Below are 25,351 nucleotides of genomic sequence, written 5' to 3' on the forward strand. Positions count from 1 at the left end.
CAAGTTCATACTTCCAGATAATGCGGATTTCCAACTCATCGTTCACCGCTACACCTTTCGTGCGATCTGCTAACCTTAAATGATCGGAACAAAAAAAGAGATGCTTGTTATAGCATCTCTTTATCTCTTTATATTGAAAAAGTTGTTCTAATTACAATTTGCTATTGATATCAATTGCGTTCAATTCTTCAAAAGCTTGTTTCAAACGAGTAACAAAAGCCTCTTCTCCTTTACGTAACCAAACACGTGGATCATAATATTTTTTGTTAGGAGAGTCAGATCCTTCTGGATTACCAATTTGAGCTTGTAAATAATCGCGATTTTTCGCTTCATATCCTCTTACTCCATCCCAGAAAGCCCATTGCATATCCGTATCGATATTCATTTTAATGGCTCCATAAGAAATAGCTTCTTCGATTTCTTCAGCAGAAGATCCCGAACCACCGTGAAACACAAAATTAACAGGTTTTTCCGCAGTTAAGCCGAATTTTGAACGAATAAATTCTTGTGAATTATGTAAAATAACAGGTTGTAATTTTACATTTCCTGGTTTGTAAACTCCGTGTACATTACCAAATGCAGCAGCAACCGTAAATTTATCAGATACTTGAGATAGTTCTTCAAAAGCATAGGCTACTTCTTCCGGTTGTGTATACAATTTAGAACTGTCTACATCCGAGTTATCCACCCCATCCTCTTCTCCACCAGTCACACCTAATTCGATCTCCACAGTCATTCCTAAAGGTTTCATGCGCTCTAAGTACTTTTTAGAAATTTCAATATTTTCTTCTATCGGCTCTTCGGATAAATCAAGCATATGTGAAGAAAATAATGGCTTACCATGTTGTGCAAAAAATTTCTCTCCTGCATCTAAAAGACCATCAATCCAAGGTAACAATTTTTTCGCTGCGTGATCCGTATGTAAAATAACAGCAACACCATAATGCTCAGCTAATAAATGAACATGATGTGCAGCGGAAACTGCGCCTAAAATACATGCTTTTAAACCATCATTATTTAATGTTTTTCCCGCATAAAATTGGGCTCCACCATTGGACAATTGAACAATTACTGGTGAATTAACCGCTTTTGCCGTTTCTAACACCGCATTTATAGAGTTGGTACCAATAACATTAACTGCTGGTAAAGCAAATTTATGCTGTTTAGCTAACTCGAACAATTCTTGTACTTGATCCCCTGTTAATACACCTTTGAAATCTTTTAGGCTCATAGTTTATTCTTTCTAAATTTTCATTAATGGAAATAAAGATAAACTTTTTTATTTACTGAAAGAAATATAGTGTAAAAAATACACTATTAAAAATTAGCATTCAAAAGTTAATATCAGGGAGGTAATTATTATTTTTAATATCTTTAGTTCTCTTTTCACAATAATTGTTTCTAAACATATGGTACAAGTTTACGGTATAAAAAATTGTAACACAGTAAAAAAAGCATTGGACTGGCTGCAAGAAAATAACATCAATTTTGTTTTTCATGATTATAAAAAAGAACCAGCCACCCTCGAAAAATTAACAGAATGGCAAAAATCTCTCCCTTGGGAATCCTTAGTCAATAAAAAAGGGACTACATGGAAAAAACTTAGTTCGGAGGAACAACTTTCTGTGGTAGATGCTCAATCTGCAAATGCAGTTTTATTAACTAATAATTCTATGATTAAAAGACCATTAATCGAAACCAACAAAGGCCTATTACTAGGTTTTAATGAAGAAGAATACCTTACTAAATTTAAATAGCCGATGAAGAAAATGATTTTAAAAGCTACGCTAGCAGCCCTTATTGTTCAAGCAACCTTCTTTAGTCAGGTGTCTGCACAAAACAAAACAGAAAGTCTTTACGATTATAAAGCAGCATTTGCCCCAGGTTTTTATACCCAAAATGGCAATCCTTACCGCTCAGCCTCCGGCAAACCTGGCCATCAATATTGGCAAAATGCAGCTAACTATGATATTAAGGTAAGTTTGAACGATCAGACTCATGAAGTAAAAGGAACCGTTAAGATTTCTTATACCAACAATAGTCCCGATGTGTTGGATTTTATTTGGTTACAACTTGAACAAAACTTATTTCATCCAAATTCGATTGGTCAAGCAGTGGTTCCATTAACAAATAGTCGATATGGCGATGCCGGCGATGACTTTGCTGGTGGGTATCAAATAAGTAACGTATTGGATGCTGCAGGAAAGGATTTACAAAATAAAATCCATGATACCCGTATGCGTATAGATTTGCCGAGCCCTTTAGCTGCAAACGGTGGTAAAACTACATTCAGTATAGATTTTTCCTATACTGTTCCAAAGCATGGGGCAGACAGAACAGGAATTTTAACGACTTCCAATGGCGATATCTATTCCATCGCTCAATGGTACCCAAAAGTTTCGGTTTACGACGATATATCAGGCTGGAACAGCCTGCCATATACAGGGCCGGGTGAATTTTACTTAGAATACGGGGATTTCAACGTTGAAATTACAGCTCCAGCAAACCATATTGTGGTTATGGGTGGAGAATTGTTAAATCCACAGGAAGTATGGACTAAGGAACAATTGGATCGGTATAATAAAGCAAAATCTTCGGATCAAACAGTTATCATTCGTGCGCAAGAAGAGGTAACAAATAGCAATTCTAGACCTAACAAAAGTACCTTAACCTGGAAATACAAATTAAGCAACAGCCGCGATGTAGCTTGGGCATCTTCCAAAGCCTTTATTATTGATGCTGCCCAGATAAACCTTCCAAGTGGTAAAAAATCATTAGCCATGTCTGCTTATCCCAAAGAAAGCAATGGTGGAAATGCTTGGGAACGATCTACAGAATATACGAAAGCATCTGTAGAATATTATTCTAAAAAATGGATGGAATACCCCTACCCTGTAGCAATTAATGTTGCATCCAATGTAGGAGGCATGGAATACCCTGCCATCGTATTTTGTGGAAGCAAAGCCAAAGCTGGAAGTTTATGGGGCGTTACAGATCATGAATTTGGACATATTTGGTTTCCAATGATTGTAGGTTCCAATGAACGTTTATATGCTTGGATGGATGAAGGTTTTACCACCTTTATAAATGACTTATCTACTGAAGCCTTTAATAAAGGAGAGTACCACCGCAAAATGGGCAATGCCAATGCGATGGCTATGAGTTTAATGAATCCCTTACTAGAACCTATTTATAGTAGCCCTCAAGGTATGAAGGAGCGTAATATTGGCTATTTAGCTTATTACAAACCTGGATTTGCATTACGTATACTCCGAGATGAGGTATTAGGTGCAGAACGATTTGATGCTGCCTTCCGTAAGTATGTAGATTATTGGGCTTATAAACATCCTACCCCACACGATTTTTTCCGTGTCATAGAAAATGAAACTGGAGAAAATTTAAATTGGTTTTGGAGATCTTGGATTATCAACAACTGGGCGCTCGATCAAGCCATTGATGATGTAAGTTATGTAGAATTGGACCCTGCTAAAGGAGCCATCATCAGCCTAAGCAATTTACAAAAAATGCCAATGCCAGTGGTCATCGAAGCAACCACTGCCTCTGGTAAGAAAATAAGACATAAACTTCCAGTGGAAGTTTGGGAAAGAAACAGTACCTGGAAATTCGTTTTAAAAAGTACTGAAAAACTAACAAATGTAATTATAGATCCTGATCAAGTATATCCTGATATTAATCCGGAGAACAACGTGTGGATTTCCAAATAGATCATGAGAAAATACCTATATATATTTGCCTCGTTCTTGTTTATTGCAATACTCATGAACATGGCTATCGCCCAAGAAATTAAGGGTGTTATTTTAGATTTAGAAAACAGTAAACGCGTATCTTCGGTGAAGATCACCAATCTTAGAACCCAACAAGAAGTCAATAGCGATACGGAGGGTAATTTCACGATTCCAGGACAGGTTAGTGATTATCTCGCTTTCGCTGTTCGAGGATATGATCGAGATACGGCTTTTATCTACCAAGATGGATTACGTTATATTTATTTAATCCGAGATAAAAGCACCATTCAAATTGACGAGGTGGTCGTTACTAAAATTACCGATAGCCGACTATCAAGAGAAATTGAAAGAGCAAAAAACAACAGTAAATCTGTGGAAACTAGCCAACAAAGAGGTGGACTACGAGTTTCTCCATCCCGGTTATTTGGTCAATCTGCAAAACAGGCTCGAAATTCCATTCAAATACTTGTTTTAGAGCAAGAATCTCGCTTTGTAGATCGCGTTTTTACAGATCAGAAAATCTTAGCATTAGTCCCTCTAAACTCATCCGATTTGGCTTTATTTAAAAGCAAATACAGACCATCGTATACGTTTATTAAACAGGCACAACCGGAAGACTTGACTTCGCATATATTAGAGTCCTATGCTGCATTCAAAAAATTGTCTAAAAAATAAAAGCTTCAGTGGACCTAAAAATTAGGTTTAATGAAATAATAGATATATAAAATGGGTTAGAAATGCTAATTATTAAATTAGCTTACTAACCCATTTTTATAGCTACAAATTTTTAATCTCCTTCAGATTTAACAGCATACCTTGGTCTTATGCCGGTGCCAATAGTTTACTTATTTTCAAATATCCAATTTCCAATTTATCTTCCATGACTCCTTCCGGATCTTCAACTAATTGAATTTCAAATTTAGATTTAATTCCCTCATACAATAGTTCCTCAACTGGATAGATGTCGTCGACATCAATACCGTATTTATCATCTATGTGTGAAGATACATGGTGTTTCCAAAAGGTAGTCTCCTTTGCTATTTTGCTCGCCTCAGCCAAATCCTTTGCAACAACCAACTGCTTATAATGATATTCTTCCATATCTGCTGGTTTATATCCTCCTAGATTTACAAAAAACAATTTCTGCGTATGTTGTTGTTGTTGGGTCCCCTTTGGTAAAATTTTAATCCGATAATTAGCAACATATTGTACTTTTCGCCAAGAATCAATATGCATTTTTCCTTCCAATTCTGGCCAAAACCTATATAGATCAGGGACTAATTCTTTCAATTCATCCGCAATTCCAAAATAGACATCATGTTGTTCTGTAAATCTTCCTTCTGGCTTCCCACCAAGTACGAGCATATATAAATCCATCGTATTTATTTTTAAATAATCTTTACTTACCTTCGAATACCTTTAAAGTTAATGCATTTTTATGAAAAATATTATCTTAATAACATTATTATTTAATCTTATTGCAATAAGCAGTAATGCTCAAAAAACAGATAAAAAATTAAGCGATAAACTCCATAAAGAAATCACAGGGTTTAAAGGAGATATCGGAATATATGTAAAACACCTCAAATCTCAGAAAGAGGTAAATATTATGGCAGACAGCATTTTCCCCACGGCAAGTATTGTCAAAGTTCCACTACTAGTTGGTGTCTTTCAAAAAATTCACGATAAGCAATTGTCCTTAAATCAGAAGTTCTTATACGATGACGCTAGAACCTATGGAGGATCAGGCTTAATGCAATTTTATAAAGATAGCACCCAAACAGATCTCTCCACGATGATTTCATTGATGCTGACTTACAGTGACAATGTTGCGTCCATTTGGTGTCAAGAATTAGCAGGAGCTGGACTAGAAATTAACCCATTGATGGATAAATTAGGCTTGAGCAATACCCGTGTGAACTCCAGAACCAAAGGAAGGGAATTGGATTGGAAAAAATATGGTTGGGGGCAAACTACAGCAAAAGAAATGGCTCAGCTTTTTGAATACATCCGATTGGGTAAGGTTATATCTCCTGCCATTTCGGATAAAATGTATCGTTTTTTAAAAAATCAATATTATAATGAACGATCCTTATCTCAATTTCCTGCACATATCAATTGCATATCAAAAACAGGCTCAGTCAATGAAGCTAGAGCTGAAGTCGTATTAGTGAATGCACCTCATGGAGATTTTGTATTTTCCGTATTTACTAAAAACAACAAGGATCAGCGTTGGACCAATCAAAATGAAGCGGAAGAACTGACGCGCCGCATTGCCCGAATTATCTGGAACCACTATGAAGAAGATTTTGAACCATATGAATTGATCAATTAATCGCTAAGGACAATAAAATTAAGCTTTACAAGCACGAACAACCATTTATTGGAGAATCAGGAATAACATCTTGATTCTCCGTTTTTTTTTAAATTTAACCAAGGAATACGATCTTAAATTTTTCCATTTTTAACGGCTAAGCCCACTCAACTACTTGTGTAAAAATTGTTAGACAAGACTGCAATTCCGAGCTTCTAGGACTGAGAAAAATCAGCTCTCATTCGGATATGGTTCGGAGATCATATGCAGATCATATGGAGATCATTTGAAAACAAGCGAACAAGATCCAAGTTAGATTCGCTCGAATACCCAATAAATCCTAGCGTCGTATGGTGCTGTCGAACATGTTGCTTTAGTTAATTTGGAACTAATAAAATTTATACTGCGAATAGGCTTCCACGTGTAAAAAACAGCAGGTCCGACCTGAGTAAGAAGCAATGTCTCATTAAACTAAAACAACATACATTTATCCGCATTTACCATAAATGGAAACTATAATGATAATTTTATTGTATCATTCACAAATTATAACTAACGCAACAAAACGCAGTATTAGGTGCCAAATCATCAAAAGGTAAAATCAAGCTATTTTAGACAAAATAAGTTTATAATAAAGCTAAATTTTAAAGATCAAGGAAAATGATTATCCAAAGAATTACTATCTTAAACTTATTAAAATGGGGTATATTCGAGATTTTAGGCAAAAAGAAAGGGAAGTAATCTGGCAATTACCTCCCTAACTATTAACCAATTATAAACTTAAATTATGAGATAGCAAAGATAAGAAATATAATTAAATCTCCTAATAATTTTGCGTTTTTTTGCGTTTTTTAAAATCCCTTATCGGTCCACTTCGCCCAATACAATATCAAGTGAGCCTAAGATAGCAATCAAATCTGCGATCAACACCCCCTTACCCAGTTCTGATAATACGGATAAGTTGTTGAAACTAGGTCCTCTAGCCTTAACTCGTCTAGGAATATCGGTTTTCTCTGCTGTCACAAAATAAAACCCTAACTCTCCTTTCGGATTTTCAGCGCGCACATAGTAATCTTGAGCCTTTAAATTCACTTTCTTAGGGACTAAACCACGAGGGTCAAAATCGATTGTTCGTTTGTAATCGGAATTTAATCGCTCTAAACATTGCTTTATGATTTTTACAGATTCCTTAACTTCTTCTACACGTACTTGATAACGGTCCCAACAATCGCCCAATTCGCCCATTGCTCCACGACCCACAGGTATTTCAAAATCCAATTCTGGGTAAACAGAGTACCCATCAATTCTTCTCAAATCCCATTTTACACCAGAAGCACGAAGCATCGGTCCTGAACAACCATAGTTGATTGCCACATCAGCTGGCAAAACGCCAATATTGGCTGTACGCTGAATAAAAATAGCATTCGTAGATAGTAATTGATCTAATTCCTCCAGTTTAGGCTCAAAATAGTGGATAAATTCCAAACAGCGTTGTTCAAAATTGACAGGTATATCGTAAAACAAACCTCCAATCCATATGTAATTATAAAGCATCCTAGACCCTGATGCCCACTCCAGCATATTCATGATATGTTCGCGATCTCTGAAACACCACATAAATGGGGTAAACGCTCCAATATCTATACCATACGTGCCAATGGCGATCAAGTGTGAAGCAATCCGGTTTAATTCACAAACCAACACCCTGATATATTCCACCCGTTTTGGAATCTTATCCGCAATTCCAAGCATTCTTTCCACCCCCATCACAAAGGCATGGCTATTGTTCATCGACGATAAATAATCTAATCGATCGGTAAATGGGATGCTTTTCGTATAGTTTATGGATTCGGCATGCTTATCAAAACACCGGTGTAAATACCCCAAATGCGGAATAATCTCCTTCACTATTTCTCCATCCGTAATCAACTCTAATCGGAGAACTCCATGGGTGGAAGGATGTTGTGGGCCCATATTGATCACCATCTCTTGAGAGGAGACCGCATCGATTCGAGCTTGATAATTTCTTAGTCCTTGCTGATATATATCGTTCATTATGTTATTTTACGGGGATGTCGTGATAGGTTTCAGGATCAATGTAATCTTTTCGCAAAGGAAAACCTTGCCAATCATCAGGCATTAATATTCTTCTTAAATCTGGATGATTTCTAAAATAAATACCCATTAAATCAAAAATTTCGCGCTCATGCCAATCTGCAGTTCTCCAAACCCCTGCTACTGAATCCAGTTCAGGCATCGTGCCTTCTACCCGATCGAATGCTAATTTCACTTTCAACGTCAACTGTTTTTGAAAAGGGATGGAGCTTAGATGATACACCACTTCGAAATAGGGTTCAGGATAAAAGTCTACGGCCGTAATATTGGCTAAAAAATCAAAATAATACCTAGGCGCATCTCTTAGTAGCTGACAAATTTCGACTAGTTTTTTTTCATGTACATAAATTGCCGCTTGTAAACCATTTTCTTGACAGGCTATCACAGCATCGTCCTGTAAATGTTTAATAATAAAATCCTTTATTTCTTCGATCATATTTATGGGGCTATACGCATTATCTTCCAAGTACTTTCCTGTTTTTCATAGACTACTCGATCATGCAATCGACTACTCCTACCTTGCCAAAATTCTACTCGAGTAGGGCTTAATAAAAATCCTCCCCAATGAATAGGTCTGGGTATATGCTGTTCGTTTGTAAACCGATCTTCAACTTCTTTAACTAAATTCTCCAATTCCATTCTATCCTTTAATAGCCTACTTTGTGGGGAAGCGATTGCTCCTATTTGACTTCCTCGGGGTCGAATAGCAAAATACGCATCCGAATCTAGGGCTGCTAATCTTTCTACCTGTGCTTCAATACGCACCTGCCTTTGTAATTCAGGCCAAAAAAACAATACACTAGCATAAGGATTAGCTAGGAGTTCTTGCCCTTTACGACTTTCATAATTCGTAAAAAAACTGAGTCCTTCGGGTTTTATATCTTTCAATAAAACCACCCTTGAAGATGGTCGCCCCTGCTGATCACAAGTAGATAATACCATCGCCGTAGGTTCTGTTACCTCACTGGTCATCGCCTCTTGAAACCATTTGGAAAATTGATGAATAGGATCAGGCAAAACATCAGATTCACTTAAGCTACTTAAAGCATAATCCTGCCGTATAGATGCAATTTCTTTATGTAGGATGGACATGGTTATTTATTATTTGCTACAAACTTAACCAAATATCCATTTTTTATAGAAAATGATATTAAAATTATTACTATTTTACATCTATATTGAAAACTTAATTGTATAAATTTGGTTATTAAGAAAGTCAATTATGTTTAGCGAATTTACGGCCAAGACTGGAAGTTTACTCATTTCTGAACCATTTATGTTGGATCAAAACTTTGAGCGATCGGTTATTTTACTCTGTGAACATGACCCACAGGAAGGTTCTATCGGGTTAATTCTAAACCATCGATCCATGCTGACTTTGCAAGATATTGTTGATCAGCTGGATGGAACACCCTTTCCATTAAATTTTGGGGGGCCTGTAGAGGGTAATGCTTTATTCTTTATCCATAAGGCGTTTGATAAACTCCAAAGCGGAAATCATATTATGGATGATCTCTACTGGGGAGGAGATTTTGACTTACTGAAAACATTAATTAACACCAATCAAATCAGCAGCAAGGAAGTAAAACTTTTTTTAGGATATTCAGGATGGAGTTCAGGTCAATTGGAAAAGGAAATCAAGGATAATTCCTGGGCCGTTCACAATACGTTCAATATAGACCTTACCTTTATTTCGGATGGAGAGGACCTATGGAAAGAGGCCGTGATCAGCTTGGGACCAAAGTATGCACATGTTGCAAATTTCCCTAAACGACCAGAATTCAATTAATAAATAGCAATAACACATAGAATCTAATAAATAAAACACTACGATGAAAAAACACATTAGCCACGTATTATTTTACACAGCAACCACAGTCTTTGTGGCCTGTTCTGGCACCAATACCAATGGGAATGAGGTAACTGACAGTAGCAAACAAACACAAGACACGACTAAGTTGGCTCCTGTAGAAACTAATCCTGCTAACAGTGCCTACAAACCTGCATTTGCTGGACAAACTAGAATAGCTGGAGTTAAAACAACGACAGCCTTTGAAGGTAAAGTCGTTGCAGAAGGTCTAAAAAGTCCTTGGGCAGCTGCTGTACTACCTGATGGAAGACTAATAGTTACCGAGAAAGCTGGGAATTTTAAAATCGTTGACACGTCCACTGGCCAGCTAAGTGAAGCCATCACAGGCTTGCCTAAAGTTGATGCGCAAGGTCAAGGTGGTCTTTTGGGTATTGCATTAGATCCTGATTTCAGCAGCAATAGAATGGTTTATTGGGTATTTGCAGAACCTGCAAGCAGCGGTGGCAATCATACTGCAGTAGCTAAAGGTAAACTTGCAGCAGACGAAAAAACAATAGAAGGTGCTACGGTCATTTATCAAGCATTGCCTTCTCACGATGGTAAACTACACTATGGTGGACGGATTATTTTTGATCAAAATGGCAACCTTATCGTAAGCACCGGTGAACGTTCGGATGCCGTAACTAGACCACAAGCACAAGATTTAAGCTCCGCATTAGGTAAAATTGTAAGAATTACTAAAGATGGAAAAGCAGTAGCAGGAAATCCTTATGAAGGAGACAGCAAAGCTCGTCCAGAAATATTAAGTTATGGTCACCGTAATGTGCAAGGAATTGCTATACATCCTGAAACTGGTGATTTATGGAATACCGAATTTGGACCAAGAGGTGGTGATGAACTGAACTTGGTTAAACCTGGTAAAAATTATGGATGGCCAACCATTACTTACGGTATAGAATACAATGGTAAAGAAATAGGTAATCCTCCGATTCAACAAAAAGAAGGAATGGAGCAACCTGTATATTATTGGGATCCTGTATTGTCGCCAAGCGGAATGATTTTTTATACCGGTTCAAATATTCCTGAATGGAAAAACAATCTTTTCATTGGTGGATTAAGCAGCACACACATTGCTCGATTAGTCATTGAAAACAATAAAGTAGTGGGTGAAGAAAGACTTTTAGCAAAAGAAGGCCAACGTTTCAGAGAAGTTGTTCAAGGTAAAGATGGTGCAATATACGCGCTGACAGATGCTGGTAAACTTTATAAAATTGACAAGAAATAAATAAAAAAATAACAAATTTAAAATAGGCTTCTTTAAAAAAGAAGCCTATTTTTTTTGAGTGCGTTTGCAACGCAATTAAATTCTATCCAGTTCCTGATAATTGCTTCAAGTGCTAAGGCTAAGCACTGGAATGGATGATACTTAGTGATCTAATATACAAATTGAACTGGACGCTCCTAACTGTATTCGATGTGTTAATCTTCAAAGGCAAAGGATAAAAATTTAGGTAAAGCAAATAATAATTATTTTTTAAATAATGCTTAGCATTTCATTGAAATAATAAGTGAATAGGGTTAATAATAACAGCTGGTTAATAGGGATTCGTCGATGTAATGAATTAGCTAAACTGAATCTACTAAAAATCCGCTTCAAATATATTATTTCTCATTAAATAATATGTTTTATCAAAAATTAATATTTTTAAATATAATTTTTTAGGTAATTTTATTTTTCAATACACCTGATTAAGTAACCAATAGTTTAATTTTTCATTTTCTCAGACCTCATCTATTTGCTATTTATAAAATAAATATCTATTTTAGAAAAATTTTAATCAAGTACTCAAATAAATGTTTTCAATAAGCAAATCCTTTTAGCAATTTAAACACTCACCAAAACAGGATTTTATTATTAAGAACAGCGTATTTTACACCTCAATGTTATGAATTTTGTAGAAAGATCGTTTTTCCCTAACCCAAGTAAAACACAAACTATAGCGAAAACTGCTAGAAAAAAATTTACGTTATTAAAAACAGTATACCAAATAGAAAAAACCTCCGTAAACGAGCTCATGAAAAAACTTGATTTGAGTTTCCCTACATTAAATACATTAATTGTCGATTTAGTAAAACAAAATTTACTCATCCAGCATGAACGTGGGGAGTCGCTTGGAGGTAGAAAACCAAACCTATACCAATTGAATAATAATTTATTCAAAGTGTTAACGATAGAGCTGGACAAGTATGGTTGTTTTCTAACGTTAGTGGATAATAACGGAAATGTATTGAACAAAACGAAACGTTATCCCTTGCAGTTGTCGAGAGATTTAAATCAACTGAACCAATTTTACGATATCATTAGAAAATTTAAGGAGGAGGAATCTATCTTATGGCCCGAACTATCAGGTATTGCGATTTCTATGCCTGGCTTAATAGATAAGGTTACGGGAGACAATTACACGTATTTTTATGAGCCTAATTTTCACTTAGAACTAGAAATCGAAAAAGTATTTAATAAAAAAACCAGGATCATTAATGATTCGAAGATTTATACACTGACCGAACAACAGCTTGGGCAACTACGTAATAGAAAGGATGGATTGGTTATCCGCTTAGATTGGGGAATTTCATTAGGAATAATCACCAATGGGGAAGTATATATGGGTAAAAATGGTTTTTCCGGCGAAATGGGACATATCAGCTTCGTAGAGGATGGAGAGCTTTGTTATTGTGGGAAACGCGGTTGTTTGGAAACCTTAGTATCTGGTATTGCATTGGTTAAAAAAGCTATTCGAGATATTGAAAATGGTATCCCAACCTTGATTGCTAATAAATTTAACAATGAAGAACTTCAACCCTTTCATATTATTCAAGCCGCATTGGATGGGGATCAATACGCCATCGAGCTTATATCTGATCTGGGCACGAAACTCGGGAAAGCAATCTCCTTTTTCCTACAAGTATTCAATCCGGAAACTATCGTATTAGTTGGACAATTTGCTAAGGCTTCCAACTTGATTACTACTCCAATCTTACAACAAATACAAACCTATTCCATGACTAGAATATCAAGCAATTGCGAAATACAGGTTTCCAATTTGAAGGAAACCGCAATTCCGATAGGTCTTGCTCGTTATTTTGTTCAACGTTATTTTGAAGATCGGCTAAACCTTAATTAACTTTAAGTTAGGATAAAGTTATACTTTCATGTCTTTTAGAAATAAAAGAAGCGATTGTTATTAATTTACTGCAATCTTAATAACTTTGTGTAAAATTGAGTTGATATGCGCAGAAGGTTGAATAAGCATTTTCTTTTAGGGATCTCCCTATTTCTTTTACTGTTTAATTCCTGTAAAACGAATTATTACCAATCGCAGGATAGTCAAAAGCAAATGATTGCTATTGACTCAAAATTGGAAGAGGATCCAAAGATTAATACCCTAGTCATCCCCTATCGTCAACAGCTAGAAGCAAAAATGTCTGAAGTAATTGGGCTGTCCAAGGAAAGTATGGCACAAAATAGAAGTCTTGCAGAATCTCAGCTGGGAAATTTCTTTGCAGATGCGTTATTAGTTATTGGTAAAAACATGGACGCCTCTGTCGATTTTTCCTTGGCGACAAAAGATGGCATGCGTTCGAGTATAAAACAAGGAAATATCACGGTGGGTAATATTTTTGAATTTATGCCATTTGAAAATGCCATTACTATTTTAGAATTGAAAGGAACTGATGTCTTATTATTGGCGAAGTTTATTGCCGAAACAAATGGTCAACCCATAGCCGGTGCAAGCATAGTTATCAAAAACAAACAATTGGTTTCTTTTCTTATAAATAAGGAGACTATAGATCCTAATAAGTCATACAAATTGGTTACGTATGATTTTGTAGCCAATGGTGGAGACCATGTACAAGGGCTTTCTAATCCAATAAGTCGGATTACCGCTCCTTCACTTGTACGTGAATCACTTATTGACTATATACAAACATTAACAAAATCTGGTAGACAAGTAGAAGCAGCATTAGATGGAAGAGTTAAAATCATTCAATAGACGGAAGTTTTTAAAAGGATTAGTAGCAATTGGTGCAACAAGCAGTCTAATTGGTTTACCAAATACAGGTTTTGCAAATAGAAAACCTATTAAAATAACCATTCTGCATACCAATGATGTGCATAGCCGCATAGATCCTTTCCCAATGGATGGAAGTCGATTGCAAGGATTAGGAGGCGTAGCTCGTCGGAGCACTTTATTGAAGAAAATTAGGCAAGAAGAGGAAGAGGTCCTGTTGTTTGATGCAGGGGATATTTTTCAAGGTACGCCATATTACAATATTTTTGGAGGTAAGCTTGAACTTCAATTGATGAGTGAGCTTGGCTATGATGCGGGCACTTTTGGAAATCACGAATTCGATAATGGTCTTTCTGGCTTGGCAAAGCATTGGCATGAAGCAAAATTTCCATTCATATCTTCAAATTACGATTTCAGCAATACAATATTAGCTGGAAAAGTTAAAGAATTCATGATTTTTAAAAGACAAGGGATTAAAATAGGTGTTTTTGCAGTGGGGGTAGATTTAGCTGGTTTGGTAGATCCGAATCATTATAAGGATGTGCTAATCAAAGATCCTATCGAAGTTGCTCAAAAAATGACCAAGACCTTGAAAACGGACCATCAATGTGATTTAATTATTTGCTTATCGCATATTGGCTACCAATACGATGATGAAAAGGTCTCTGATTTAATCTTAGCAAAAAACACCAAAGATATTGATTTAATCATCGGTGGCCACACGCATACCTTTTTAGATAAGCCAACCGAGGTTAGCAATTTAGATGGTAAAATAACCTTGGTAAATCAGACTGGACGTTCGGGGGTTAATCTAGGAAGAATAGATTTTATTTTTGATAAACAAAAAAATATCCAAAGAACAATCGCTTACAATTACCCTATTGACGCACAATTAGATCTGGCATAATAGGTTTATTCTTTTACAGTTTATCTATCGCATTTTGGGGATTATCAAAAGTTGAAAACGCTTATTAAATTATATGTAGATTCTTATCGGGGGCTCTCCTCCGCCGCATGGTTATTGGCATTAGTTATTCTAATAAACCGTACCGGATCAATGGTTATCCCATTTTTAGGAATATACATGTCATCGGCGTTGGGATTCTCGAAAACGCAAGTAGGCATTGTTCTCGGTTGTTTTGGATTGGGTTCCGTGGTTGGATCCTGGGTAGGTGGTTGGTTAACCGATAGACTTGGCAGTTATAAGGTTCAGATGATGAGCTTATTATTGGCCATCCCTATTTTCTTGGTATTACCTCATTTTAAAACATTTCATGGATTAAGTTTCATGATATTTATATTGAGTATCAGCACTGATATCTTTAGGCCTGCAAATTCAGTGGCTGTAGCCAGGTATGCTAAACCGGAGAATATTACCCGAGCCTATTCGTTAAACCGCATGGCAATCAATCTTGGATTTTCTATTGGCCCCGCTCTTGGCGGCTTTTTAGCAACTTATTCCTATGATTTGATTTTTTATGGAAATGCTTTTGGTGCAGCGTGTGCAGCTGTTGTGTTAACGATTTTCTTTCGTAAAAGGGTCGCTGTATCCACGGTCGAGAAATCAAAAACAGGGCACGCGGAAATCAATCCAACGAAACGTAATGCATATACCGATGGATTATTTCTGATTTTTAGCCTTACATGCTTCTTTTTCTCTTTAGCATTTTTTCAACTGTTAGGTACACTACCCCTCTTTTATAAAGAAATTTATCAATTAAAACCAGACCAAATTGGTTTAATTCTTGGGTTTAGTGGTTTTGTGATCGTCTTGTTTGAAATGATTTTGGTGCATTGGGCTGAACATCGATTTAAAGTTAAACAAATCATGTTCTGGGGAACCGCCTTAGCGGGATTATCTTATTTTATGTTAACCTTAGACTTTGGAATCGTATGGCTATACTTTGCAATGTTTATCCTATCCTCGGGGGAAATGCTGACTTTACCATTTTCGGCTACAGTCGCTATTCATCGAGCAAGTAAAAATAATCAGGGAGCTTACATGGGATTAAATGCATTATCTTTTGCTGCATCGCATATTTTTACAGCCTATTTAGGAACTTATATTGCGGAGCATTTTGGTTACCATACGCTATGGTTCGCCACTGGGTTTACATTAGTCGCTTGCAGCTTTTCTTATTATTTTATTATAGACAAACTCCTTAAAACAAAAACTTAACCTACATTACGTTCGTAGGGTACCCGAGTAGCAATGGATCTCCCTAACGTGATTTCATCTACATATTCCAATTCCCCACCGAAAGAAATGCCTCGTGCAATTGTACTAATTTGAATATTATACTCCTTCAGCTTCCTATAAAGGTAAAATATAGTGGTGTCTCCTTCCATCGTTGCACTTAATGCTAAAATGACCTCTTGGATATCACCTTGCTTAACACGTTCGATAAGTCCTTCAATTTTTAAATCAGCAGGCCCTACTCCTTCCATTGGAGAAATTAATCCTCCTAAGACATGGTAAACGCCATGATATTGGTTGGTGTTTTCGATAGCCATAACATCACGAGTGTCTTCAACTACACAGACTATTCCATGCTCTCTTTTAACGGAGCTGCATATCTCGCAATAATTATGATCAGAAATATTAAAACAGGTGCGGCAATATTTGATATCGCTTTTAAGTTTATCAATTGCTTGCGTAAAACTGTGAACTTCTGAATCAGATTGCTTAAGTAAATGCAATACTAATCGCAAGGCTGTTTTCTTACCTACGCCCGGCAGCTTTGCAAACTCATCCACCGCTAATTCCAATAATCTTGATGAAAAATTCATTCTTCAAAATTACAAAATATTGAAGGAATTAATCTGTAAATATTTGAAGGAATATAGACAGATTAGTTAAAAAAAACTGCTTCTTAGGGAGCATATCATAATCCCTCAGCATAAAACACCGAGTTCCCATATTTCTAATAAACTCGAGAATTAATGCCTGAGACCAAAAAAAACGCTTGATTACGATCGTAATCAAGCGTTTACCATATGCTATTGGATTAAAAATCCAAATAATTCCATTCACCTCGATAAGGCCTAGTTTTTAAGTTGTTTGCAAATGGATTGTCAAACAATTCCTTTTTAGGATCCCACTTAATTGTTTTTTGCAATTGGTAGCCAATATTTACAGCATTACAAACAGTAGCTGTACGATGTCCGATTTCCACATCACAGATTGGCTTACTTCTTTTCTTGATGGAATCTACAAAATCTTTGTAATGATTCTCAGAATAGTACACTTTGCGATCTTTCTCCGCGATTGTTTTAGGCAAATTGGATTTGTCAGAATTTAAAAATTCCCTGGAAACTTCTATTTTACCTTCGGTACCTATAAACTGAATGGCATTGAATTTACCCCATGCTTTATGAGTAACTTTCACCCCATTGGCATAATTATAATAAAGTCCTTCTTTTGCATTCGCTTGTTCCGGTGGCGTAAATGATACTGGCCCACTGTGATCCATATCTAAAGCCCATTGCACAATATCATACATATGCGCTCCCCAGTCAGTGATATATCCTCCCCCAAATCCATGATATAACCTCCACATCGCCCATTCAGGTGCATCAATTAGCGGACTCAATACAGGGTGATAACCCCGGTATAAGGAAGGGCCTACCCAAAAATCCCAGTCTAAATGCGCAGGTGCGTCTAACCAAGGTAAATCACATTCCTTTACTGGATCTCCAACAGAAACATTAACTTCTTTTATTTGACCAATATATCCATTACGAATCAGGTCTGCAGCATGACGGAAATTATGGTATGATCGCTGCATACTTCCAGTTTGCAAGACACGTTTGTACTTTCTTACAGCATTGACCATCGCTCTACCTTCATCTATCGTTAATGCCAATGGCTTTTCACAATAGATATCCTTTCCGGCTTTGGCACTATGAATCACATGCAATGCATGCCAATGATCCGGGGATGCAATCACGACAGCATCGATATCTTTTCGTGCCAATAAATCGCGGTAATCCTTATAGCCTTCTACTTGATGTGCAGATTTCTTCGCATTATGCGTATTAGCCTCTCCAATGAAACGATTTAATTTCGTGCTATCTACATCAGCAGCAGCCAATACCATGGTTTCTGGAAGCCCCATGAGTCCATTTAACAAGGTTCCAACTTGTTTACCAACACCAATATACCCCAGGTTGATACGATCACTTGGCGCTAAAAAACCATTGCCTCCTAGCACATGTCTAGGAAGGATACTAAATGCGGCTGCTCCTAAAGCTGCATTGCTTATAAATTTTCTTCTGTTCATTTAGGTCTATACTAGTTGACTCTTTGTCCTTGTTTAAAATAGGTTTACTTATTTAAAGCTATGGAAAGCATTTTAATAATCAAAATTTACATGAATGAACTTTTAAAAGGAACTATTATTAGAAAAAACAACTTAGTTTCTAGTAATTATTTTAAGATTAAATCTTATATTTCACTAGGAAGAAATGAGGTGCATAAATGAGTATGCAGATAAAGATTTTACAAATATGACAAAAGACGAAAAAATCATAAGATCCTTTGCCAATAAAAATTGGCAAGAAATAAAAGTAAAAGACTCTTGGCAGATATTTAAAATCATGGCAGAGTTTGTTGATGGTTTTGAAAAACTAGCTAAAATTGGACCTTGTGTCTCTATTTTTGGGTCGGCAAGAACCCCAGAAAATCATAAATATTATGAAATGACCGTAGAAATCGGTAGGCTTTTAGCTGATCGAGGGTATGGGGTAATATCTGGAGGCGGCCCCGGTATTATGGAAGCTGCAAATAAAGGTGCTTATACTGCTGGAGGAAAATCCGTAGGCTTAAACATTGAATTGCCTTTTGAACAATTTCACAACAAGTATATTGATCGGGATAAATTGTTGGAGTTTAATTATTTCTTTGTTCGTAAGGTCATGTTCATGAAATATTCCCAAGGCTATATTGTAATGCCAGGCGGATTTGGTACCATGGACGAACTATTTGAAGCCATAACTCTTATTCAAACGGGTAAGATTGCTCGATTCCCAATTGTATTAGTCGGTCTAGATTATTGGAATGGCTTATTTGACTGGATAAAAAACAGCATGCTAGGAAATAAGTATATTTCAGAAGAAGATCTAAACCTTTACCGTATGGTCGACACTGCCGAAGAAGCCGCAGAACATATCTTTAGATTCTATGATAAGTATCTATTGAAACCAAACTTTTAAAAATAGAATAACTATAAAAGCAAAAAGGCTGTATCATCTTTCGATGATACAGCCTTTTTTTTTCTAGAATAGGATATCTTAATTAAAGATATAACGTACACCTAATTGAATTTGGTATCTAGAATCCATACCCGTATTCACACGGTAAGTTTCATTACCTAATGCTTGATTCACTTGATAAACAGGTCTATTTTGGTTGTCCTTGTTTACAAATTGCAATACATTATTCGTAACTGGGATTTTTGTTGTACCCCATTCGCTGTTCAATAAGTTACCTAAATTGATGATATCAATCGATAATTGTAATTTATGATCATTGTTTTTCAATAATGCAGAAATCTCTTGCATAAAACGTAAATCAAAACGATTCATCCAAGGGTATTGAGCACCATTACGTTCAGCATATTTTCCTTTTCTTGAACTTAAATAATCATCTTGATTAATGAATGCATTTAAGCGAGTCCATTGATCATTTGCACTTTCAAATACCGTTCTGTTTTTTGAATTTTCTTGAATATCTACCAATTCGATTTGCTCTCTGCTTCCAGGTACAAACATTAATTGATTAGAAATTCTACTTGCAATTCTCATTGGATCATTCGTAGTTAAGAAACTGAATCTCGTAGCACCGTATTGATCACCATATGGTCTTCCTTCGTAGAATAAACCAACTTTAGAAGGGAAGTTTTTAGCAATTGCAAAGTTGATATTTACCGCAGCAACTACACGATCAGAAACTAGGAAGTTTGTATACGAAAGAACTGGTTTGTTTGGCTCGTCAACAACTGGATTACCTGTGTATGCTGAATTTGCTTGAGAACCAGGGTTTGAAGTTACATCACGTGCATCACTTTTGGTATAGGCTACCATAACATCACCGTATTTACCAAATGTTTGCGATAATTGAACTGTAATGTTAGCAGCATGTCCCTTACTTGTATTATCTAACACAATAGCACGTGTAATCGATGAGTTAATACGATTATCCGTTCCGTTTGTACCAGCATAATAATGGCGCGTATCACCTAATCCAGAATATTGACCACTAGCTGCTACTTGATTTGCATCTCTGTGGTAAACTTCTGTCAAAGATTTGGTGAACATACCTTCTACAGAGATTTTAGTTTTCCAAGGGAAAGTATAATCTACACCGAAGCTAGATCTCCAGATTTGAGGTAATTTGAAATTATTTGCAGTCGCATTAATTTCGTACGAAGAAAGAGCAGAAGGATTGCTTGGAATATAAGCTGTTGGATCATTAGAAAATGGTCTATTTTCTGGATTTGTTAAGAAATCACTACCAAATAATAATCCAGTTTGTCCAGCTTGGTTTGTTAACCAAACCCCCGGTACACCTCCTGTAAATAGACCTGATCCAGCACGAAGTACTAACGATTTATTTCCATATACATCATAATCTACAGCAATTCTTGGAGAAACTTGCACACGTGATTTTGGTAATCTACTCACATCTAATTTCTCGTCTGAGCCTTGCCCATCTTTAAATGTCATGGCATTTACTTTATCATTTGCTGTAATATTTGCTGTATAAATTGGCATATCTAAGCGCACACCATAAGTAAATTTCAAATTAGGCATTGCAAACCAATCATCTTGAGCATATACAGAGATAGGCATCAAACTAAATTTAGCACTAGGTCTAGGTGTTCCACTAACAGCTGAGTAGGTTAACTGATATAACAATGGTTTTACAGTAGTACTTCCTTGAGCTGCATTCAAAAAATCATCTAATGTATTGTAACGATATTGACCATTAAACATTTGAGCAAATGCGTTATCGTATTGTTGAAATCCTACAGAAGCTCCAAAAGTAAATTTGTGATTTCCTGCATATAAATTTAAATCATTAGAAAGCGAGTATAAATCTTGATTCAACACATTCAATCCTGAGAAAGGTTCAGAACCAAAAGATATGTAATTTGCGCCAGCTCCATTCTCAATATCCACTAATGGGAAAGCACCACCTAACATATCACGTTTAGCACGAAATCCTGAATAAGTCATTTTTAAATTATTTGACCATTGAGAATTGAAAGATGAATTTAATTCTGCCGTAATAGAGTTGATGTTCTCATTTTGTCTGTAACGTAAACCAGAGAAATTCATGGAGGTTAAAGAAGTACCTCTACCTCTTGAATTAGAACCACTTGGATTAACGTCTCTAAAAGATTTCAAAAAGTTATAACGAACGGTTAATTTGTTTTTGTCATTGATATTCCAGTCAAATCTTGCCGTTAAGTTGGTCGCTTTCTGATCATTATTATATCCTTCATAAGTACCTGGATCATATCCATATTTAGAGATTAATAAATCTTTTACAACATCTAAATCAGAGGCCAATACATTAGAGATATTACCACCAGCTTCTGTTCCGCGGTTTGCAAGCATGTTAGTACCAGGAGTAACACGCGTAGTATGTTCACCGTTGATAAAGAAAAACAATTTATCTTTAATAATTGGTCCACCTAAACTAGCTCCAATTTGTTTGTTGGTGTACGTTTCTGTTTTAGCAATATCAAGATCACCAACTTTGTATCCTTGTAAATCTTGATTTTTGTAATACGTATAAACCGATCCAGTAACTTTATTAGAACCACTTTTCGTGATTGCATTTACACTAGCACCTGTAAAACCGCCTTGACTAACATCATATGGCGAAAGGTTAATTTGAATAGCCTCAATAGCGTCTAATGAAAAAGGTTGAGCACCTGTACCACCACCTGGTAAAGAAGACAAACCAAATGCATTGTTCATTTGAGCACCATCTAATGTCAATGAATTAAATAAACTATTACGTCCAGCAAATGAAAAACCATCACCTTGTGAGTTCGCTTGTGGAGTAAGTTTAGTTAAATCGGTAATACTTCTAGAAATTGCAGGCATTTCCTCAATTTTCTTTCTCGAAATATTAGTAGAAATTCCCGTGTTTTTGTTGGTTAAGGAACGTGTACCTACGATCGTTACTTCGGCAATCTCAGTACCTGCATTTGCACCAAACACGGGGTTCAATACAAAAGGTTGACCTAATTGTAAGTAAACATCATCATAAACGATAGGATCTTGACCCACATACGTCACTTCGATACGGTAAGGACCTCCGACACGCATGTTCGCCAAATTGAAACGACCTGATTCATTTGCTGAACCAGAGTAAGTGGTACCTGATGGGGTATGCACCGCTTTGATGGTAGCACCTGAAGTCGAGGATCCCGACGATTGAGTGACTACACCCGTCATGCTACTTGTAGTTACTTGCGCTTGGATGGTTCCATAACTTGCAAGAACTAAAGCAAAGAAAAGTAAAGATTTCTTCATAAAGTTTGTTGTTTTTCCAATGCAAAATTAAAAAGCCAAATTGACTTTGTTGGATGCTTAACACAAACTTAATATACACCAAGGGCACTCCTTAAACACTTTTGGCTTAAATGAGTAAATAATACACTTAGGAAATAATACTTTTATTACAATGCACGCATAATAATTATTAAATCCACAATCAAAAGTATGGATAATTAAAATTTTAACAATTTTTAACTTTTGTTAAATGTGGAAAAGTTTTTTTACTATTGTGACTAGAAATTTCTGTTTTAACCTAATTTAGTAACGAACCTATCCAAACAAGACTCAAGTTGTATGATTATCAAGGTCCTAAAGAGGAAATTGAATTGAATAAAATAGGCTAATCTTAAGCCAGATAAGCATAGGTAATGCCATCTCCCCCACGGTCTGCATGCTCATCTTCAAAACGGCTCACTTGAGCATATTTTCGCAAGTATTCTCGAATGAATCTACGCAGAATTCCATCCCCACGACCATGAATTATTTTCAACGATGGATAGCCAATCATCACTGCACGATCCAGAACCAGTTCCAGTTTATTAATTGCATCCTCTGTACGTAGGCCTCGCACATCGATCTCTGGATGAAAATCTGCCACACTATCTGAAGAAACAGATTTAAATCGCTTGGTCGCTTTCGCTTTTTCCTTACCTCGCAACTTCTCTACCTTATTCTTTTTCACGACCGTACGCAATTCACCTAAAGCTAATATTAAGTTGTTTTTAGCAATTTCAATCACCTGAGCCTCATTGCCCGTATCCACAATTCTCACCCAATCCCCTACTGCTAAATCTTCAGAGGGCTCAACTATGATATTCGGCTTAACGACTTTAACCATTTTTTCTTTAAGCAGATCAGCCTCTTGCTGCAGACTAGCACGGAGTTTTTTAGTTTTATCTTTATCCGCTTGCGTGGACTTAATTTCCGAAATGGTATTCTCTACTAGCTTATTCGCATTCTTGATAATTGCTCTTGCTTCCTCCTTAGCCGCTTTGATCAGTTGAGATTTATGTTCCTCCAAATACGTTTTTAATTCCGTCAATTCGCTTTGTTGGCTCAGCATTTCCTTCTCGCGCAGTTGAATAGCCGTTTTAGTATCGTAAATTTCCTTTTTCTCCCGTTCCAAATCCACCAGCAAGGTATCCACTTTCTTTTGTTGAACACCGATCTTCTGCTTTGCCAAATGAATCACCTCTTTAGGCAATCCGATATTTTGCGCTATTTCAAACGCATAAGAACTTCCAGGTTTTCCAATTTGCAAGATATAGCGAGGTTTCATAGCCTCGTTATCAAACAGCATGGATGCATTTTCAATACCTTCTTGATTACTTGCAAAAACTTTTAAATTCGAATAATGCGTAGTAATAACCCCCCTCACCTTCTTCTTATTCAACACTTCCAATACCGCCTCTGCAATAGGTCCACCAAATTGAGGATCCGTTCCTGTACCAAACTCATCGATCAATAACAATGATTTTGCATCCGCAAATTGCGTGAAGTATTTCATTTTCGATAGATGAGCACTATAAGTACTTAAATCACTATCGATAGACTGATCATCACCTATATCTGCAAAAAACTGTTTAAACACACCTACTTTCGAACTGGAATCACAAGGAATCAGAAAACCCGATTGCGCCATCAGTTGCAATAAACCAACCGTTTTCATACAAACAGACTTTCCACCCGCATTTGGACCAGATACCAATAATATTCGATCCACTTCATCAATCTTCAAATTAAGTGGAACTACATCCATTAATTTCTCTTTTTTAGCCGTCAAAAACAGCAGCGGATGCTTTGCATTCGTCAATGAAATACTCGGTTGATTGATTATTTCTGGCATTTGCCCTTCGATATCTATGGCAAACAAAGCTTTCGCTCGTACAAAATCCAGCTTGGTCAATAGCCCATGATAAGAGAACAATAAAGGCACATGCGGACGCAATTCAGTCGTTAACTGAATCAAAATCCGGATGATTTCCCGCCTGCGTTCAAACTCCAGATCCCTGATCTTATTATTTAATTGAAAGACTTCTTCTGGCTCTAAATAAACCGTTTGTCCCGTAGCAGACACATCATGAATTAATCCTTTAATCTTACGTTTATTCTCCGCTAAAATAGGAATACATAGGCGGCCATCCCGAATAGTCAAGTTGCCATCTGCTGTCCATCCCTGCCCTTGCGCTTGCTTAAAAACAGAATCTATACGTTTTCTAGCTTCTTGTTCAGACTTTAAAATTTGCTGACTGATTTCCAACAACAATCGAGATGCATTTTCTTTTATTTTTCCACGTTCATCGAGTACGTTTTCTATATGTCTAACGATAGATTTTTCTATGGGTAAATGCTCAAACAGTAATTCCAAGTTCGGATACTGCTGTTCTCGTTCATTAAAGTACCGTATGATCGCATAAACTGTTCTTAAAGACAAGAGAATTTTATAAAACTCATCTTCTAACAAAAACGAACCTTCCACTTTTGCTTTCTCTATAAAGGATTTTATAGGGTAAAAATGGTCTATAGGTAGTGGTGCATCATGCAGCAAAACCTGTTTAAATTCATTCGTTTGGCGTAAAAAACGATCTATATTTTCCAGTTTCGTTTGTGGTTGTACTTTATCAACCAGCTCCTTACCAGCTTCAGTTAAACATTTCGCTTTTACTAAGTCTTTGATTTCAATAAATCCTAACTTCTCAACGGCATTTTTCGGATAAATCAT

The 25,351-nt window shown here is 36.4% G+C and carries 20 protein-coding genes; 11 read left to right on the forward strand and 9 right to left on the reverse strand.

The window, feature by feature from the left end; genetic code table 11:
- Positions 1 to 151 precede the first annotated feature (151 nt).
- Positions 152 to 1,231, reverse strand: coding sequence for a class II fructose-bisphosphate aldolase (gene fbaA, locus ACFRAE_RS04625; RefSeq protein ID WP_422795953.1), 1,080 nt, complete (start codon positions 1,229 to 1,231; stop codon positions 152 to 154).
- Between the two features lie 178 nt (positions 1,232 to 1,409).
- Here fbaA and ACFRAE_RS04630 point away from each other — a divergent pair, with 178 nt between their 5' ends.
- From ACFRAE_RS04630 to ACFRAE_RS04640, 3 genes are read left to right on the forward strand one after another with little or no spacing between them, the layout of a single operon-like run.
- On the forward strand, positions 1,410 to 1,757 hold the full coding sequence (locus ACFRAE_RS04630) for a Spx/MgsR family RNA polymerase-binding regulatory protein (RefSeq protein WP_422795954.1): 348 nt from the start codon (positions 1,410 to 1,412) through the stop codon (positions 1,755 to 1,757).
- 3 nt (positions 1,758 to 1,760) lie between these two features.
- A complete protein-coding gene (locus ACFRAE_RS04635) occupies positions 1,761 to 3,725 on the forward strand; it encodes a M1 family metallopeptidase (RefSeq protein WP_422795955.1) in 1,965 nt (654 codons plus the stop codon).
- 3 nt (positions 3,726 to 3,728) lie between these two features.
- The gene (locus ACFRAE_RS04640) at positions 3,729 to 4,421 is read left to right on the forward strand and encodes a hypothetical protein (RefSeq protein ID WP_422795956.1); all 693 of its coding nucleotides are present in this window, start codon (positions 3,729 to 3,731) and stop codon (positions 4,419 to 4,421) included.
- 147 nt (positions 4,422 to 4,568) lie between these two features.
- On the opposite strand, the gene ACFRAE_RS04645 is transcribed toward ACFRAE_RS04640, so the two are convergent.
- A complete protein-coding gene (locus ACFRAE_RS04645) occupies positions 4,569 to 5,123 on the reverse strand; it encodes a DUF1543 domain-containing protein (RefSeq protein ID WP_422795957.1) in 555 nt (184 codons plus the stop codon).
- A 61-nt stretch (positions 5,124 to 5,184) separates the two neighbouring features.
- On the opposite strand from ACFRAE_RS04645, the gene ACFRAE_RS04650 reads away from it, so the two are divergent.
- Entirely contained in the window at positions 5,185 to 6,081 is an 897-nt protein-coding gene (locus ACFRAE_RS04650; RefSeq protein WP_422795958.1) for a serine hydrolase, read from the forward strand.
- A gap of 840 nt (positions 6,082 to 6,921) precedes the next feature.
- On the opposite strand, the gene ACFRAE_RS04655 is transcribed toward ACFRAE_RS04650, so the two are convergent.
- Genes ACFRAE_RS04655 through pdxH form a run of 3 tightly spaced genes read right to left on the reverse strand, consistent with a single transcriptional unit; the run spans position 6,922 to position 9,267 of the window.
- Positions 6,922 to 8,115, reverse strand: coding sequence for an NADH-quinone oxidoreductase subunit D (locus ACFRAE_RS04655; RefSeq protein ID WP_422795959.1), 1,194 nt, complete (start codon positions 8,113 to 8,115; stop codon positions 6,922 to 6,924).
- A 4-nt stretch (positions 8,116 to 8,119) separates the two neighbouring features.
- A complete protein-coding gene (locus ACFRAE_RS04660) occupies positions 8,120 to 8,611 on the reverse strand; it encodes an NADH-quinone oxidoreductase subunit C (RefSeq protein ID WP_422795960.1) in 492 nt (163 codons plus the stop codon).
- A gap of 2 nt (positions 8,612 to 8,613) precedes the next feature.
- Positions 8,614 to 9,267: a pyridoxamine 5'-phosphate oxidase gene (gene pdxH, locus ACFRAE_RS04665; protein ID WP_422795961.1), complete on the reverse strand. Its 654-nt coding sequence runs from the start codon at positions 9,265 to 9,267 to the stop codon at positions 8,614 to 8,616.
- Between the two features lie 130 nt (positions 9,268 to 9,397).
- Here pdxH and ACFRAE_RS04670 point away from each other — a divergent pair, with 130 nt between their 5' ends.
- The 6 genes from ACFRAE_RS04670 (at position 9,398) to ACFRAE_RS04695 (ending at position 16,234) form a co-directional block, all read left to right on the forward strand.
- Positions 9,398 to 9,964: a YqgE/AlgH family protein gene (locus ACFRAE_RS04670; RefSeq protein WP_422795962.1), complete on the forward strand. Its 567-nt coding sequence runs from the start codon at positions 9,398 to 9,400 to the stop codon at positions 9,962 to 9,964.
- A gap of 43 nt (positions 9,965 to 10,007) precedes the next feature.
- Positions 10,008 to 11,270 carry a PQQ-dependent sugar dehydrogenase gene (locus tag ACFRAE_RS04675; protein WP_422795963.1) on the forward strand — a complete coding sequence of 421 codons (1,263 nt, stop codon included), beginning with the start codon at positions 10,008 to 10,010 and terminating at the stop codon, positions 11,268 to 11,270.
- A 661-nt stretch (positions 11,271 to 11,931) separates the two neighbouring features.
- Positions 11,932 to 13,167: an ROK family protein gene (locus ACFRAE_RS04680; protein WP_422795964.1), complete on the forward strand. Its 1,236-nt coding sequence runs from the start codon at positions 11,932 to 11,934 to the stop codon at positions 13,165 to 13,167.
- 105 nt (positions 13,168 to 13,272) lie between these two features.
- Entirely contained in the window at positions 13,273 to 14,037 is a 765-nt protein-coding gene (locus ACFRAE_RS04685; protein ID WP_422795965.1) for a 5'-nucleotidase C-terminal domain-containing protein, read from the forward strand.
- The gene (locus ACFRAE_RS04690; RefSeq protein WP_422795966.1) at positions 14,012 to 14,962 is read left to right on the forward strand and encodes a bifunctional metallophosphatase/5'-nucleotidase; all 951 of its coding nucleotides are present in this window, start codon (positions 14,012 to 14,014) and stop codon (positions 14,960 to 14,962) included. The genes ACFRAE_RS04685 and ACFRAE_RS04690 overlap by 26 nt, the downstream gene beginning before the upstream one ends.
- 51 nt (positions 14,963 to 15,013) lie before the next feature.
- Positions 15,014 to 16,234 (forward strand): MFS transporter, encoded by a 1,221-nt coding sequence (locus ACFRAE_RS04695; RefSeq protein ID WP_422795967.1) that lies wholly within the window; start codon positions 15,014 to 15,016, stop codon positions 16,232 to 16,234.
- Here ACFRAE_RS04695 and recR read toward each other — a convergent pair.
- Both recR and ACFRAE_RS04705 read right to left on the reverse strand, forming a co-directional pair.
- Complete coding sequence (gene recR / locus ACFRAE_RS04700) at positions 16,231 to 16,845, reverse strand: recombination mediator RecR (protein WP_422795968.1); 615 nt, start codon at positions 16,843 to 16,845, stop codon at positions 16,231 to 16,233. The genes ACFRAE_RS04695 and recR overlap by 4 nt on opposite strands.
- A 218-nt stretch (positions 16,846 to 17,063) precedes the next feature.
- Positions 17,064 to 18,338, reverse strand: a complete 1,275-nt coding sequence (locus ACFRAE_RS04705; RefSeq protein ID WP_422795969.1) for a Gfo/Idh/MocA family protein — start codon at positions 18,336 to 18,338, stop codon at positions 17,064 to 17,066.
- A gap of 226 nt (positions 18,339 to 18,564) precedes the next feature.
- Between ACFRAE_RS04705 and ACFRAE_RS04710 the strand changes: the two genes are divergently transcribed.
- A complete protein-coding gene (locus ACFRAE_RS04710) occupies positions 18,565 to 19,269 on the forward strand; it encodes a TIGR00730 family Rossman fold protein (RefSeq protein ID WP_422795970.1) in 705 nt (234 codons plus the stop codon).
- A gap of 78 nt (positions 19,270 to 19,347) precedes the next feature.
- On the opposite strand, the gene ACFRAE_RS04715 is transcribed toward ACFRAE_RS04710, so the two are convergent.
- Positions 19,348 to 22,605 carry a TonB-dependent receptor gene (locus tag ACFRAE_RS04715; RefSeq protein WP_422795971.1) on the reverse strand — a complete coding sequence of 1,086 codons (3,258 nt, stop codon included), beginning with the start codon at positions 22,603 to 22,605 and terminating at the stop codon, positions 19,348 to 19,350.
- A 370-nt stretch (positions 22,606 to 22,975) separates the two neighbouring features.
- Positions 22,976 to 25,351 (reverse strand): endonuclease MutS2, encoded by a 2,376-nt coding sequence (locus tag ACFRAE_RS04720; protein ID WP_422795972.1) that lies wholly within the window; start codon positions 25,349 to 25,351, stop codon positions 22,976 to 22,978.

The organism is Sphingobacterium sp. HJSM2_6 (assembly GCF_049316305.1).
GTDB lineage: Bacteria > Bacteroidota > Bacteroidia > Sphingobacteriales > Sphingobacteriaceae > Sphingobacterium.